Origin of the sequence: uncultured Bacillus sp., from assembly GCF_958411575.1 — a bacterium.
GTDB lineage: Bacteria > Bacillota > Bacilli > Bacillales > Bacillaceae > Bacillus > Bacillus spizizenii.
The window spans coordinates 92,209-107,314 of sequence record NZ_CATYRA010000002.1; the positions used below are offsets into that span (position 1 = coordinate 92,209).

12 protein-coding genes are annotated in these 15,106 nt (G+C 43.5%); all 12 read left to right on the top strand.

The annotated features are described in order from the left end of the window. The first annotated feature begins 3 nt into the window (after positions 1–3). The 12 genes from Q5C82_RS04295 to mutS all read left to right on the top strand — a co-directional run bounded on the left by Q5C82_RS04295 (position 4) and on the right by mutS (position 15,101). Positions 4–1,254, top strand: a complete 1,251-nt coding sequence (locus Q5C82_RS04295; RefSeq protein ID WP_003221005.1) for a competence/damage-inducible protein A — start codon at positions 4–6, stop codon at positions 1,252–1,254. A 172-nt stretch (positions 1,255–1,426) separates the two neighbouring features. Beyond that, positions 1,427–2,473 (top strand): recombinase RecA, encoded by a 1,047-nt coding sequence (gene recA / locus Q5C82_RS04300; protein WP_003221008.1) that lies wholly within the window; start codon positions 1,427–1,429, stop codon positions 2,471–2,473. A gap of 169 nt (positions 2,474–2,642) precedes the next feature. Next, positions 2,643–3,818 carry a serine hydrolase gene (locus Q5C82_RS04305; RefSeq protein WP_003221009.1) on the top strand — a complete coding sequence of 392 codons (1,176 nt, stop codon included), beginning with the start codon at positions 2,643–2,645 and terminating at the stop codon, positions 3,816–3,818. A 275-nt stretch (positions 3,819–4,093) separates the two neighbouring features. Then, positions 4,094–5,656, top strand: a complete 1,563-nt coding sequence (gene rny / locus Q5C82_RS04310) for a ribonuclease Y (RefSeq protein WP_003221010.1) — start codon at positions 4,094–4,096, stop codon at positions 5,654–5,656. 69 nt (positions 5,657–5,725) lie between these two features. Next, positions 5,726–6,520 (top strand): 2',3'-cyclic-nucleotide 2'-phosphodiesterase, encoded by a 795-nt coding sequence (gene ymdB / locus Q5C82_RS04315; protein ID WP_003221012.1) that lies wholly within the window; start codon positions 5,726–5,728, stop codon positions 6,518–6,520. Between the two features lie 198 nt (positions 6,521–6,718). Further along, positions 6,719–6,979, top strand: coding sequence for a stage V sporulation protein SpoVS (gene spoVS / locus Q5C82_RS04320; protein WP_003154135.1), 261 nt, complete (start codon positions 6,719–6,721; stop codon positions 6,977–6,979). Between the two features lie 265 nt (positions 6,980–7,244). Further along, positions 7,245–8,288, top strand: a complete 1,044-nt coding sequence (gene tdh, locus Q5C82_RS04325) for an L-threonine 3-dehydrogenase (RefSeq protein WP_003221014.1) — start codon at positions 7,245–7,247, stop codon at positions 8,286–8,288. Positions 8,289–8,301: 13 nt separating this feature from the next. Next, entirely contained in the window at positions 8,302–9,480 is a 1,179-nt protein-coding gene (locus tag Q5C82_RS04330) for a glycine C-acetyltransferase (RefSeq protein WP_003221016.1), read from the top strand. Positions 9,481–9,624: 144 nt separating this feature from the next. After that, on the top strand, positions 9,625–11,154 hold the full coding sequence (gene miaB / locus Q5C82_RS04335) for a tRNA (N6-isopentenyl adenosine(37)-C2)-methylthiotransferase MiaB (RefSeq protein ID WP_003221018.1): 1,530 nt from the start codon (positions 9,625–9,627) through the stop codon (positions 11,152–11,154). Between the two features lies 1 nt (position 11,155). Next, entirely contained in the window at positions 11,156–11,587 is a 432-nt protein-coding gene (gene ricA / locus Q5C82_RS04340; RefSeq protein WP_003221020.1) for a regulatory iron-sulfur-containing complex subunit RicA, read from the top strand. A gap of 259 nt (positions 11,588–11,846) precedes the next feature. Beyond that, complete coding sequence (gene cotE / locus Q5C82_RS04345; protein ID WP_003221022.1) at positions 11,847–12,392, top strand: outer spore coat protein CotE; 546 nt, start codon at positions 11,847–11,849, stop codon at positions 12,390–12,392. 132 nt (positions 12,393–12,524) lie between these two features. After that, the gene (mutS, locus tag Q5C82_RS04350; protein WP_003221024.1) at positions 12,525–15,101 is read left to right on the top strand and encodes a DNA mismatch repair protein MutS; all 2,577 of its coding nucleotides are present in this window, start codon (positions 12,525–12,527) and stop codon (positions 15,099–15,101) included. The last annotated feature ends 5 nt before the right edge of the window (positions 15,102–15,106 follow it).

Consider the following 15,106-nt stretch of genomic DNA (forward strand, 5'->3'; position numbering starts at 1 on the left):
GTCATGGAATTTCCAAAAAAAGCAGAAATTATTGCAGTCGGTTCAGAGCTGCTGCTTGGCCAGATCGCTAATACAAATGCTCAATTTATCAGCAAACAGCTCGCTGAAATCGGGGTGAACGTATTTTATCATACAGCAGTCGGAGATAACCCGGAGCGGCTGAAGCAGGTCATCCGCATTGCTGAAGAACGTTCTGACTTCATTATCTTTTCAGGAGGTCTCGGACCGACAAAAGATGATTTGACGAAAGAAACGATTGCAAATGCGCTGGGACGTCCGCTTGTGTTAAATGAAGAGGCGTTCCAATCCATTGAGGACTATTTCAAACGAACAAAACGCACGATGTCACCTAATAACCGAAAACAGGCGCTTGTGATCGAAGGATCTGACGTACTGGCAAATCACTTTGGAATGGCACCGGGAATGCTCACAGAGCATGAATCGCGCTTTTATATGCTTCTTCCTGGGCCGCCAAGCGAATTGCGTCCCATGTTTGAAAACGAGGCAAAGCCTCTTCTGCTGAAAAAAATGGGTTCAAATGAAAAAATTGTGTCAACCGTTCTTCGCTTTTTCGGTATCGGTGAATCTCAGCTTGAAGCCGATTTGGAAGATATTATTGATGCACAAACCAACCCGACAATCGCTCCATTGGCGGCAGATGGAGAGGTGACGCTGCGTCTGACAGCCAAGCATGCTGACGAAAAGGAAACAGAGCGTCTGTTAAAAGAAACAGAGGCTGTTATTTTAGAACGTGTCGGTGAATTTTTCTATGGTTACGATGATACTTCCCTTGTAAAAGAGCTTTCTAAAGCATGTAAGGAAAAAGGCCTTACGATTTCCGCGGCGGAAAGCTTTACCGGCGGGCTGTTTTCTGAATGGCTGACGGATCTTAGCGGTGCTTCAAAACGATTTGCCGGCGGCGTTGTTTGCTATACAAACGACGTGAAACAGAATGTGCTTGGCGTCAAGAAGGAGACATTAGATCAATTTGGCGCGGTCAGCAAGGAGTGCGCATCAGAGCTGGCAAAGGGTGTTCAAAAGCTCACTGGCAGCGACATCGGCATCAGCTTTACCGGTGTAGCAGGACCTGATACTCAAGAAGGGCATGAGCCTGGACATGTGTTTATCGGTATTTCAGCAAATGGAAAAGAAGAGGTTCACGAGTTTCACTTTGCGGGTTCCAGAACGGGAATCAGAAAACGCGGTGCTAAATACGGCTGTCATTTAATCTTGAAGCTTTTAGAGCAAAAATAATATTTTCAGCACCTTATCCTCCTAAGAAAACATGATTTCTCTGATACATTATGATATTTTGATAGAAATCACGCCAAGAAAAAATCCGAATATGCGTTCGCTTTTTTCTTGGCAAATCCCTTCAAACAGGGTATAGTATATGTAGTGGTAACATAAAGGAGGAAAAAATAGAATGAGTGATCGTCAGGCAGCCTTAGATATGGCTCTTAAACAAATAGAAAAACAGTTCGGCAAAGGTTCTATTATGAAACTGGGAGAAAAGACAGATACAAGAATTTCTACTGTCCCAAGCGGCTCCCTCGCTCTTGATACAGCACTAGGAATTGGCGGATATCCGCGCGGACGGATTATTGAAGTATATGGTCCTGAAAGCTCAGGTAAAACAACTGTGGCGCTTCATGCGATTGCTGAGGTTCAGCAGCAGGGCGGACAAGCCGCGTTTATCGATGCGGAGCATGCGTTAGATCCGGTATACGCGCAAAAGCTTGGAGTCAATATCGAAGAGCTTTTACTGTCTCAGCCTGACACAGGTGAGCAGGCGCTTGAAATTGCGGAAGCGCTGGTTCGAAGCGGTGCAGTTGACATTGTTGTTGTCGACTCTGTGGCGGCTCTCGTTCCGAAAGCGGAAATTGAAGGCGACATGGGAGATTCGCATGTCGGTTTACAAGCTCGCTTAATGTCTCAAGCGCTTCGTAAGCTTTCAGGGGCCATTAACAAATCGAAGACAATCGCGATTTTCATTAACCAAATTCGTGAAAAAGTCGGCGTTATGTTCGGGAACCCGGAAACAACTCCTGGCGGCCGCGCGCTGAAATTCTACTCTTCCGTGCGTCTTGAAGTGCGCCGTGCTGAACAGCTGAAACAAGGCAACGACGTAATGGGGAACAAAACGAAAATCAAAGTCGTGAAAAACAAGGTAGCTCCGCCGTTCCGTACAGCCGAGGTTGACATTATGTACGGAGAAGGCATCTCAAAAGAAGGCGAAATCATTGATCTTGGAACTGAACTTGATATCGTGCAAAAAAGCGGTTCATGGTATTCTTATGAAGAAGAGCGTCTTGGCCAAGGCCGTGAAAATGCAAAACAATTCTTGAAAGAAAATAAAGATATCATGCTGATGATCCAGGAGCAAATTCGCGAACATTACGGCTTGGATAATCACGGAGCAGCGCAGCAGCAAGCTGGAGAGACACAAGAAGAACTCGAATTTGAAGAATAAAAATAAAATAAGTTTGAAATGATACAAAAGGCTGAGTAAAAAACTCAGCCTTTTTGTATTTTTGAAAAAAAAATGATAAGAATATTGCTTTTTTTGACAACTTTTTCAGTGCTTTATTCGTCTAACAAAACGTGTGCAAAATGGAATTTATTTTGGGAGGAAAAAATGAATGACAAGCCCAACCCGCAGAAGAACTGCGAAACGCAGACGGAGAAAACTAAATAAAAGAGGCAAACTTTTGCTCGGTCTTTTAGCAGTGATGATTTGCTTTACGATTTGGAATGCGCTTCATCGAAATAGTGAAGAGAACGAGCCATCTCAAGAAACTGCAGCAGTTTCAGATAACGGCCAGAAAAAAGAAGTCAAAAAGAAAACCGCCAAAAAAACAGAGGAACAAATCAAAACAGTCGACCGTAATCAAAAAATCAGCAATTATTTAAAAGAGATCGGTTTCAGCGGTACAGCCATGATTGTCAGAAATGGAGAAATCGTAACAAATAAAGGTTTTGGTTATGCAGACCGTAAACATCACATTCAAAATAATCCATTGACATCTTTTTATGTCGGTTCATCACAAAAAGCATTGATTGCAACCGCTATCTTGCAGCTTGAGGAAAAAGGGAAACTTCAAACAAGTGATCCGGTAAGTGCGTATTTACCAAATTTCCCTAACGGACAAACAATTACTTTGAAGAATCTGCTTACACATACATCGGGAATAAACGGTCATATTGAAGGAAACGGCGCAATCACTCCGGACGATTTAATAAAAGACGTAGAACATCAAGGAATCAAACGTCAGCCGGGTGTATGGGACTATAAGGATTCCAATTATTCTGTTCTCGCTTATATTGTAGCTGAAGTAAGCGGTGAGTCTTATGAACAATACATAACGAATCATATTTTTAAACCGGCGGGAATGACGCATGCAGGCTTTTATAAAACATATAATAAAGAACCTTATCCTGCTGTCGGGTATAAGCTGAAGGGCAGCAGAATGGTTACACCGTATATGCCCGATCTATCTCAGTTGTATGGAGCCGGTGATATTTATATGAGTGCTATAGATATGTACAAATTTGACCAAGCGCTGATAGACGGCAAACTGTATTCGCAAAAAAGCTACGAAAAGATGTTTACGCCAGGGAGCAGTTCCACATATGGTATGGGATTTTATGTTGCTCCCGGAAGCTATTCAAACCATGGTGTCATGCCGGGCTTCAATATCTTGAACAGCTTTAGCAAATCTGGGCAAACCATTGTTGTTTTGTTGTCAAACATTCAAAATAACGCTAAATTAGGCCAAGTGAACAATAAAATATACCAGCTTCTGAATCAAGAATGATTTATGATCTTCTTTGGAAGGATTGCATTCGGCACGTTAAAAAAAGGCAGGTCGGCAAACGTTAAGATGGCAAGCTTGACAAGTATTTCCGACACATTTACAATGAAGTTGTAACATTGTTTTTTTAACATGATTGTTAAACCATTTTAAACTTGACAAGGGCGATGAAAATACTCATTCCCTGTGAAGGTTCTGTATGTTGAGAAAACTAGACAATGTACATGCCGACACTTATTTAAGCAACAACCAAGTTCATAGCAAGAGGAGGTGAAAGTATGACCCCAATTATGATGGTTCTCATCTCCATTTTGCTGATTCTACTCGGTTTAGTTGTTGGCTACTTTGTTCGTAAAACCATTGCCGAAGCGAAAATTGCGGGCGCACGCGGTGCAGCCGAGCAAATTCTTGAAGATGCAAAGCGTGATGCTGAAGCACTGAAAAAAGAAGCTCTGCTTGAAGCAAAGGATGAAATCCACAAACTTCGAATAGATGCTGAACAGGAAGTTCGTGAAAGACGAAATGAGCTTCAAAAACAAGAAAACCGTTTACTCCAAAAGGAGGAAAACCTTGATCGCAAACATGAGGGAATTGATAAACGGGAAGCGATGTTGGAGAAGAAAGATCATTCTCTGAATGAACGACAACAACATATTGAAGAGATGGAAAGCAAAGTGGATGAGATGATTCGTATGCAGCAGTCAGAGTTGGAACGAATTTCGAGTCTGACTCGTGATGAAGCAAAACAAATCATTCTTGAGCGGGTTGAAAACGAGCTTTCACATGACATCGCCATCATGACAAAAGAAACTGAAAACCGCGCGAAAGAAGAGGCGGATAAGAAAGCGAAAAACATTCTTTCACTTGCCTTACAGCGCTGCGCAGCGGACCACGTTGCCGAAACAACGGTATCAGTTGTCAATCTTCCAAATGATGAGATGAAAGGACGTATCATCGGACGGGAAGGGCGTAACATTCGTACGCTTGAAACGCTGACAGGAATTGACCTGATTATTGATGATACCCCTGAAGCTGTCATTCTTTCCGGATTTGATCCGATCAGACGTGAGACAGCAAGGATTGCTCTTGATAAACTCGTTCAGGATGGCCGTATTCATCCGGCACGGATTGAAGAAATGGTTGAAAAATCTCGCCGCGAGGTCGATGACTATATTCGTGAGATGGGTGAGCAAACGACATTTGAGGTTGGCGTTCACGGCCTCCACCCAGATCTCATCAAGATCCTCGGCCGCTTAAAGTTCCGTACAAGCTACGGTCAAAATGTGCTTAAGCATTCCATGGAAGTCGCATTCTTGGCCGGTCTAATGGCATCGGAGCTTGGAGAAGACGCAAAGCTTGCTAAACGTGCGGGCCTTCTTCACGACATCGGGAAAGCAATTGACCATGAAGTAGAAGGAAGCCACGTTGAAATCGGGGTAGAGCTTGCGACCAAATATAAAGAGCACCCAGTCGTGATTAACAGTATTGCATCACACCACGGGGATGAGGAGCCGACTTCCATTATTGCTGTGCTGGTAGCTGCAGCAGATGCGCTTTCCGCTGCAAGACCTGGCGCGCGAAGTGAGACGCTCGAGAATTATATTCGAAGACTTGAAAAGCTCGAAGAAATTTCTGAGTCCTACGAAGGTGTTGAAAAGTCATTTGCCATTCAGGCTGGACGCGAAGTGCGTATTATGGTGAAGCCGGATTCAATTAATGATCTTGAAGCTCATCGATTAGCGCGAGATATCCGTAAGCGAATTGAGGACGAGCTCGATTATCCAGGTCATATTAAAGTGACAGTAATCAGAGAAACTCGAGCCGTAGAGTATGCAAAATAAAGTGATGCGCTAAGCATCACTTTATTTTTTTGACGGTCAAGGAATTTTTAAGAAGAAAGGATTTACAAAATGAGAATTTTATTTATCGGAGATGTTGTCGGTTCACCGGGCCGTGACATGGTAAAAGAATATGTACCAAAACTAAAAACAAAATATAAGCCGCACTTTACCATTATTAATGGTGAAAACGCCGCACATGGAAAAGGCCTGACGGAAAAAATTTATCACAGCTTAATCCAGTCCGGTGCAGATGCAATCACCATGGGGAACCACACATGGGATAAAAAAGAAATTTTCGATTTTATAGATGACGTTCCGAACTTGGTTCGCCCCGCAAACTTTCCTGAAGGAACACCGGGAAAAGGGATCACATATGTGAAAGCAAACGGCAAAGAGCTTGCCGTCATTAATTTGCAAGGACGTACGTTTTTACCGCCGCTTGATGATCCGTTTTTAAAAGCGGATGAATTGATTGCTGAAGCTTCGAAAAGAACACCGTACATTTTTATCGACTTCCATGCCGAAGCGACAAGTGAAAAGCTTGCACTCGGCTGGTACACAGACGGTCGGGCATCAGCTGTCGTCGGAACTCATACACACGTGCAAACAGCGGATAACCGCATTTTGCCGAAGGGGACGGCATATATTACTGATGTAGGAATGACTGGCCCATATGACGGTATACTGGGGATGGACAGAGAGACGATTATTAAGCGATTCAAAACGAATCTTCCAGTCCGCTTTACTGTCGCTGAAGGAAAAACAACGCTGAGTGGAGTTGTCATTGACATCGACGATCAAACGAAAAAGGCTGTCAAAATTGAACGTATTCTGATCAATGATGATCACATGTTCTTTGAATGATTAACATAGGGTTATTTTATAAAAATATTAAAAAGAAAAGCAGGAATATAGCAACTTCTTAGTGAATATAGTAAAAATGGAAGGTAGCCCGCTATTTTTGAAAAGCATTGTGGGGATGGCTTTTTGGATAGCAACATCTAATAATGATTGTTCTAATGAACACTCACTTATCCATTGTAAAACTAAGGGGGAGCAGAAATGGAAATCTTAAAAGTTTCAGCAAAATCGAGTCCAAATTCAGTGGCAGGTGCGCTTGCAGGTGTGTTAAGAGAGCGAGGGGCCGCCGAGATTCAAGCGATTGGTGCGGGTGCATTAAACCAGGCTGTAAAAGCTGTGGCGATTGCCAGGGGATTTGTGGCGCCAAGCGGCGTTGATTTGATTTGTATTCCGGCTTTTACTGATATTCAGATCGATGGGGAAGAAAGAACGGCGATTAAATTAATCGTAGAGCCTCGCTAAAAACAAATAAAGCATTCTCAACCTGTTTGCTTCACGCAAACAGGTTGTTTTTCATTTGTTGTGATATTTTCTTCCGATAGTATTTTTAGCATATAAATGACGGATATACAAAAGCCAGAAATGATTTAGAACGTTTCAGAAAAAAATTCCGCCCATTTTTCAAGACAGATACTTTTGTCTTCCTCAGAAAGACAGTGCTGTTTACGCTTATTCCATATCATGGTACAATCCGAATGTAATAAGAATTTTTCAAGGAGGATTGTACATGCGGAGTGGAAAGATGAAAGCTCTAATGAAAAAGGAGGGGGCGTTCGGTGCTGTACTGACTGAAGTTCCCATTCCTGAGATCGATAAACATGAAGTCCTTATAAAAGTGCAAGCTGCTTCCATATGCGGCACGGATGTGCACATTTATAATTGGGATCAATGGGCACGCCAGAGAATCAAAACTCCCTATGTTTTCGGCCACGAGTTCAGCGGCATTGTTGAAGCTGTAGGAGAGAATGCCGGCAATGTAAAAGTAGGGGAATATGTGTCTGCGGAAACGCATATTGTCTGCGGTAAATGTGTCCCTTGCTTAGCCGGGAAATCTCATGTTTGCACCAATACAGCTATTATCGGGGTGGATACGGCAGGCTGTTTTGCGGAGTATGTGAAAGTCCCCGCTGATAACGTTTGGAAGAATCCCGCCGATATGGACCCGGCGATTGCTTCTATTCAAGAACCTTTAGGAAATGCGGTTCACACAGTACTCGAGAGCCAGCCAGCAGGAGGAACAACTGCAGTCATCGGATGCGGACCGATTGGTCTTATGGCTGTTGCGGTTGCAAAAGCAGCAGGTGCTTCTCAGGTGATAGCGATTGATAAAAATGAATACAGATTGGCGCTTGCCAAACAAATGGGAGCTACACGTACTGTTTCTATTGAAGAAGAAGATCCGCTCAAAATTGTAAGCGCTTTAACGAGTGGGGAAGGAGTGGATCTCGTTTGTGAGATGTCGGGGCATCCCTCAGCGATTGCCCAAGGTCTTGCGATGGCTGCGAATGGCGGCAGGTTTCATATTCTCAGTTTGCCGGAACATCCGGTGACAATTGATTTGACGAATAAAGTGGTATTTAAAGGACTTACGATTCAAGGAATCACAGGAAGAAAAATGTTTTCGACATGGCGGCAGGTGTCGCAATTGCTCAGTTCAAACGTGCTCGATCTCTTACCTGTTATTACCCATCAGTTTCCGTTAGAGGAGTTTGAGAAAGGATTCGAACTGATGAGAAGCGGCCAGTGCGGAAAAGTGATTTTAATTCCATAAAAGGGGGATAAACATGACGAAGGAATTTGAGTTTTTAAAAACAGAGCTTGATAAAATGAAAGAAAACCATACATGGCAAGAGATAAAACAGCTTGAATCAATGCAGGGCCCATCTGTCACAGTGAATCACAAAAACGTCATTCAGCTTTCTTCTAATAATTACCTCGGATTTACTTCACACCCAAGACTCATCAAAGCCGCGCAGGAGGCCGTTCAGCAATTTGGAGCAGGCACCGGATCAGTGAGAACGATTGCCGGTACATTTACAATGCATCAAGAGCTTGAGAAAAAGCTGGCAGCCTTTAAAAAAACGGAGGCGGCACTTGTATTCCAATCAGGCTTCACAACAAACCAAGGCGTACTGTCAAGTATTCTTTCAAAAGAGGATATTGTCATCTCAGATGAATTGAACCATGCCTCTATTATTGATGGAATTCGACTGACAAAGGCGGATAAAAAGGTGTATCAGCATGTCGATATGAGTGATTTAGAGAGGGTGCTGAGAAAGTCAATGAATTATCGGATGCGTCTGATTGTGACAGATGGCGTATTTTCCATGGATGGCAACATAGCTCCTTTGCCTGATATTGTCGAACTCGCTGAGAAATATGACGCATTTGTGATGGTGGATGACGCCCATGCATCCGGAGTGCTTGGCGAAAACGGCAGGGGGACGGTGAATCACTTCGGTCTGGACGGCAGAGTCCATATTCAGGTCGGAACGCTAAGCAAGGCAATCGGAGTGCTCGGCGGCTATGCTGCAGGTTCAAAGGTGCTGATCGATTATTTGCGACATAAAGGCCGTCCGTTTTTATTCAGCACGTCTCATCCGCCGGCAGTCACTGCAGCTTGTATGGAAGCGATTGATGTCTTGCTGGAAGAGCCGGAGCATATGGAGCGCTTGTGGGAGAATACAGCCTATTTTAAATCAATGCTTGTGAAAATGGGTCTGACTCTCACGCAGAGTGAGACGCCAATTCTTCCTATTTTAATAGGTGACGAAGGTGTGGCAAAGCAATTTTCTGATCAGCTCCTTTCTCACGGCGTTTTTGCCCAAAGCATCGTTTTCCCTACAGTAGCAAAGGGAAAAGCTCGAATTCGCACGATTATTACTGCCGAGCACACTAAAGAAGAACTGGATGAGGCGCTTGACGTCATCGAAAAGACGGCTAAGGAGCTTCAGCTATTGTAAGAGGAAGAGTATACTCTTCCTCTTTTGATTCCTTATTGATTATTATTCTCAATGAGTGTACAATGATAGGTTGCCAGTTGTGCAGAACTTCAATAACCTTTATACTGAAGGGTGGAAGTTTGGTTTGAAAGGAGAAATCATGACATGAATGAAAAGCAAAAATTAGAGAGCGGACAAGTTAATCCATCGGACAAAAAATCCGAGAAGGATTACAGCAAGTACTTTGAAGCTGTGTATATTCCGCCTTCCTTAAAAGATGCGAAAAAACGAGGCAAGGAAGCCGTTACTTATCATAATGACTTTAAAATTTCTGAACAATTTAAAGGATTGGGAGACGGAAGAAAGTTCTATATCCGTACGTACGGCTGTCAAATGAATGAACACGATACAGAGGTTATGGCAGGGATCTTTATGGCGCTCGGTTACGAAGCGACAAATTCTGTTGATGATGCCAATGTCATTTTGTTAAACACATGTGCGATCCGTGAAAATGCCGAGAACAAGGTGTTTGGTGAGCTAGGGCATTTAAAAGCGCTGAAAAAAAATAATCCCGACCTGATTTTAGGCGTGTGCGGCTGTATGTCCCAAGAGGAATCAGTCGTGAACCGGATTTTGAAAAAGCATCCGTTTGTCGATATGATTTTCGGAACGCATAACATCCATCGCCTGCCAGAGCTTTTGTCAGAAGCATATCTTTCAAAAGAAATGGTCATAGAAGTTTGGTCCAAGGAAGGGGACGTTATTGAAAACCTTCCGAAAGTCCGGAACGGAAAAATTAAGGGCTGGGTCAATATCATGTACGGCTGTGACAAATTCTGTACGTATTGCATTGTGCCTTACACACGCGGAAAAGAAAGAAGCCGCCGCCCTGAAGAGATCATTCAGGAAGTGAGAAGGCTCGCAAGTGAAGGCTATAAGGAAATTACACTATTAGGCCAAAACGTAAACGCGTACGGAAAAGATTTTGAAGATATGACGTACGGACTTGGTGATTTGATGGATGAACTGAGAAAAATCGATATCCCGAGAATCCGTTTTACAACGAGTCATCCGCGTGACTTTGACGACCGTCTCATTGAAGTGCTGGCAAAAGGCGGCAATCTGCTTGATCACATTCATCTTCCGGTTCAATCAGGAAGCTCAGAGGTTCTGAAGCTGATGGCCCGCAAATATGACAGAGAGCGTTACATGGAGCTCGTGCGAAAAATTAAGGCAGCAATGCCGAACGCATCATTGACAACGGACATTATCGTCGGATTCCCGAACGAGACGGACGAACAGTTTGAAGAAACGCTTTCTCTATACCGTGAAGTAGAGTTTGACAGCGCTTATACGTTCATTTATTCTCCGCGTGAGGGCACTCCAGCTGCCAAAATGAAAGATAATGTACCGATGCGCGTGAAAAAAGAACGTCTGCAGCGTCTGAACGCACTGGTGAATGAAATTTCTGCTAAAAAAATGAAGGAATACGAAGGCAAGGTTGTCGAAGTATTAGTTGAAGGTGAAAGCAAAAATAACCCTGATATTCTTGCCGGCTATACTGAAAAAAGCAAGCTTGTCAATTTCAAAGGGCCGAAGGAAGCCATCGGCAAAATCGTCCGCGTGAAAATCCAGCAAGCGAAAACATGGTCGCTTGACGGAGAAATGGTAGGAGAAGCAATCGAGGTGAAATAAGATGACGCTCTACTCAAAAAAAGACATTGTGCAGCAGGCACGAAACCTTGCCAAAATGATCTCTGAAACAGAAGAGGTTGATTTTTTCAAACGGGCTGAAGCGCAAATCAATGAGAATGACAAAGTGTCTACAATTGTTAATCAGATTAAAGCCCTGCAAAAGCAAGCTGTCAATCTGAAGCATTATGAAAAGCATGAAGCACTCAAACAAGTAGAAGCAAAAATTGACGCGCTGCAAGAAGAGCTTGAAGAGATTCCTGTCATCCAGGAATTCAGAGACTCGCAGATGGAAGTAAATGACCTTCTGCAGCTCGTTGCGCACACCATTTCCAATCAAGTCACAAATGAAATCATCACGTCAACCGGAGGCGACCTCCTGAAAGGGGAAACCGGTTCGAAGGTGAAGCATTCAAATAACAGCTGTTCTTTCTAAACACGGTGCCTTTACAGGCCCGTGTTTTTTTATATTCAAATGGATAAAAATGAACTAAATAATCTATGTACCAAATGTTCAATTTGTTTTTCTCTGCTCAGCCGCGAGTAACTTTATCGCACTTAAAAGTAAAGTTTCTAGGCACGCCTGCATACAATGGAACAGAAACTTTGTATTTTTATATTTTATTTATAAAAATGCACACTAGACAAATGCCCAGCATAAGATAACACGAAGAAGAACAAGGAGGCATGCCGGAATGTCTGAATACAGGGAAATTATTACGAAGGCGGTAGTAGCGAAAGGCAGAAAATTCACCCAATGCACCAATACCATCTCCCCTGAGAAAAAACCGAGCAGCATTTTGGGCGGTTGGATCATTAACCACAAGTATGATGCTGAAAAAATCGGGAAAACGGTAGAAATTGAAGGGTATTATGATATAAACGTATGGTACTCTTACGCGGACAACACAAAAACAGAGGTTGTCACAGAACGGGTGAAATACGTAGATGTCATTAAACTCAGATACAGAGACAACAATTACTTAGATGATGAGCATGAAGTGATTGCAAAAGTTCTTCAGCAGCCTAACTGTCTAGAAGTGACCATTTCACCGAATGGAAATAAAATTGTTGTTCAGGCAGAAAGGGAGTTTTTAGCGGAAGTGGTAGGAGAAACAAAGGTAGTGGTTGAGGTCAATCCTGATTGGGAAGAGGAAGACGAAGAAGATTGGGAAGATGAGCTTGATGAAGAGCTGGAAGACATCAACCCGGAATTTTTAGTAGGAGATCCTGAAGAATAAAAAAGGGACTAGGGGAGACAGTACCCCCAAGTCTCTTTTTTATATTGATATATCATTCTTTTATCACTTTTTGTTTATGTTATAATGAAGGTTGGAAAATAGAAACGTTGATACATAGTGAGGGATTAAACAATGGCCGGTTATACGCCTATGATACAGCAATATTTAAAAATAAAGGCAGAGCACCAGGATGCCTTTTTATTTTTTCGCCTTGGTGATTTTTACGAAATGTTTTTTGAGGACGCCAAAAAAGCGTCACAAGAGCTGGAAATTACGTTAACAAGCAGAGACGGCGGTGCGGCTGAAAAAATACCGATGTGCGGTGTGCCGTATCATTCTGCTTCCGCGTATATCGAGCAGCTGATTAAAAAAGGGTATAAAGTGGCTATCTGTGAACAGACGGAAGATCCGAAAGCCGCAAAGGGCGTTGTGAAACGTGAAGTGGTTCAGCTTATTACACCCGGAACTGTAATGGACGGCAAAGGCATCCATGAATCAGAAAACAACTTTATCGCATCTGTTTCCGCCTGCTCGAACGGATACGGGCTGGCACTGTCTGATTTAACAACGGGAGAGAATTTGGCTGTCTTGATTGAACGGCTCGAAGATGTCATATCAGAAATTTATTCAGTCGGCGCACGGGAAATCGTCGTTTCAGGCAGCCTGGATGCTGATACGGTCGCACAGCTGAAAGAGCGGTGCGGTGCAACGATCTCAATTGAAGACGGTGAAACAGACGAACACGTAATGATCATTGAGCATTTAGATAATGAAGATGTAACAAAAACATTTTTGCGCTTGTATACGTATCTAAAAAGAACCCAAAAGCGCAGCCTGGATCATCTTCAGCCCGTACAGGTGTATGAGCTTGAGGAAGCGATGAAAATTGATTTGTACTCAAAGCGAAATCTGGAGCTGACTGAAACGATCCGTTCGAAAAATAAAAAAGGCTCTCTTTTGTGGCTGCTGGATGAAACAAAAACTGCAATGGGAGGCCGGCTGCTTAAACAGTGGATTGACCGGCCGCTTATCAGAGTCAATCAAATCGAAGAGCGCCAAGAAATGGTGGAAACATTGATGTCCCATTTCTTTGAACGGGAAGATCTGCGTGAACGGTTAAAAGAAGTATATGACTTAGAACGACTTGCAGGCCGCGTCGCATTTGGAAATGTCAATGCACGGGATTTGATTCAGCTGAAGGAATCGTTAAAGCAAGTGCCTGGCATCAAACAGCTGGTTGCTTCACTGGCTCATGACAAGGCCAAGGAACGTGCAGAGCGCATTGATCCTTGCGGGGATGTGCTTGAACTGCTGGAAGAAGCGCTGTACGCAAACCCTCCTTTATCGTTAAAAGAAGGGAACCTGATTAAAGACGGATATAATCAAAAGCTTGATGAATACCGTGATGCAAGCAGAAACGGAAAAGACTGGATTGCCCGCCTGGAACAGCAGGAGCGAGAATACACAGGCATTCGCTCTTTAAAGGTCGGCTTCAATAAAGTTTTCGGTTATTATATTGAAGTGACAAGAGCGAATTTGCATTTGCTTGAGGAAGGGCGCTATGAGCGGAAGCAGACGTTAACGAATGCAGAGCGCTACATTACACCTGAATTAAAAGAAAAAGAAGCGCTCATTTTAGAAGCGGAAAATAATATCTGCGAGCTGGAATACGAGCTGTTCACCGAGCTGCGTGAGAAAGTGAAACTGTATATTCCGCGGCTGCAGCAGCTTGCCAAACAGATGAGCGAGCTTGACGCACTGCAGTGCTTTGCGACAATCAGTGAAAATCGTCACTATACGAAACCGGAGTTCTCTAAAGATGAAGTCGAAGTGGTAGAAGGCAGACACCCGGTTGTGGAAAAAGTCATGGACAGCCAGGAATACGTCCCGAACAATTGTATGATGGGCGATAACAGACAAATGCTTCTCATTACCGGTCCAAACATGTCAGGGAAGAGCACGTATATGAGACAAATTGCGCTCATTTCCATCATGGCGCAAATCGGCTGCTTTGTACCCGCGAAGAAAGCGGTGCTTCCGATTTTCGATCAAATTTTCACGCGAATCGGCGCTGCGGATGATTTGATTTCCGGACAAAGTACATTTATGGTGGAAATGCTTGAAGCTAAAAATGCGATTGTAAATGCGACGAAAAACAGCCTGATTCTGTTTGACGAAATCGGGCGGGGAACGTCCACTTATGACGGCATGGCGCTGGCACAAGCCATTATCGAATATGTTCACGATCATATCGGCGCCAAGACGCTGTTCAGCACGCACTATCACGAGCTGACTGTTCTTGAGGACAAGCTGCCGCAGCTGAAAAACGTTCATGTCCGCGCTGAAGAATATAACGGAACGGTTGTCTTTCTTCATCAAATTAAAGAAGGGGCCGCTGACAAAAGCTACGGTATCCATGTAGCCCAGCTTGCCGAGCTGCCGGAAGATCTTATTTCGCGCGCTCAAGATATTTTAAAAGAGCTTGAGCATTCTGGGAACAAACCGGAAGTGCCGGTGCAGAAACCTCAGGTAAAAGAAGAACCGGCACAGCTGTCCTTTTTTGACGAAGCAGAAAAGCCGGCTGAAGCGCCAAAGCTTTCAAAAAAAGAAAAGCAAGTGCTCGATGCTTTCAAATCACTTAATATATTGGATATGACACCGCTTGAAGCGATGAATGAAATGTATAAGCTGCAAAAGAAATTACATTAAAACGG

Bases quoted from the DNA above. Each gene is read 5' to 3' on its own strand.
- ymdB (WP_003221012.1), top strand. From the start codon at position 5,726: ATGAGAATTTTATTTATCGGAGATGTTGTCGGTTCACCGGGCCGTGAC.
- spoVS (WP_003154135.1), top strand. From the start codon at position 6,719: ATGGAAATCTTAAAAGTTTCAGCAAAATCGAGTCCAAATTCAGTGGCA.
- Q5C82_RS04330 (WP_003221016.1), top strand. From the start codon at position 8,302: ATGACGAAGGAATTTGAGTTTTTAAAAACAGAGCTTGATAAAATGAAA.
- cotE (WP_003221022.1), top strand. From the start codon at position 11,847: ATGTCTGAATACAGGGAAATTATTACGAAGGCGGTAGTAGCGAAAGGC.
- Q5C82_RS04305 (WP_003221009.1), top strand. From the start codon at position 2,643: ATGACAAGCCCAACCCGCAGAAGAACTGCGAAACGCAGACGGAGAAAA.
- mutS (WP_003221024.1), top strand. From the start codon at position 12,525: ATGGCCGGTTATACGCCTATGATACAGCAATATTTAAAAATAAAGGCA.
- miaB (WP_003221018.1), top strand. From the start codon at position 9,625: ATGAATGAAAAGCAAAAATTAGAGAGCGGACAAGTTAATCCATCGGAC.
- recA (WP_003221008.1), top strand. From the start codon at position 1,427: ATGAGTGATCGTCAGGCAGCCTTAGATATGGCTCTTAAACAAATAGAA.
- ricA (WP_003221020.1), top strand. From the start codon at position 11,156: ATGACGCTCTACTCAAAAAAAGACATTGTGCAGCAGGCACGAAACCTT.
- tdh (WP_003221014.1), top strand. From the start codon at position 7,245: ATGCGGAGTGGAAAGATGAAAGCTCTAATGAAAAAGGAGGGGGCGTTC.
- Q5C82_RS04295 (WP_003221005.1), top strand. From the start codon at position 4: ATGGAATTTCCAAAAAAAGCAGAAATTATTGCAGTCGGTTCAGAGCTG.
- rny (WP_003221010.1), top strand. From the start codon at position 4,094: ATGACCCCAATTATGATGGTTCTCATCTCCATTTTGCTGATTCTACTC.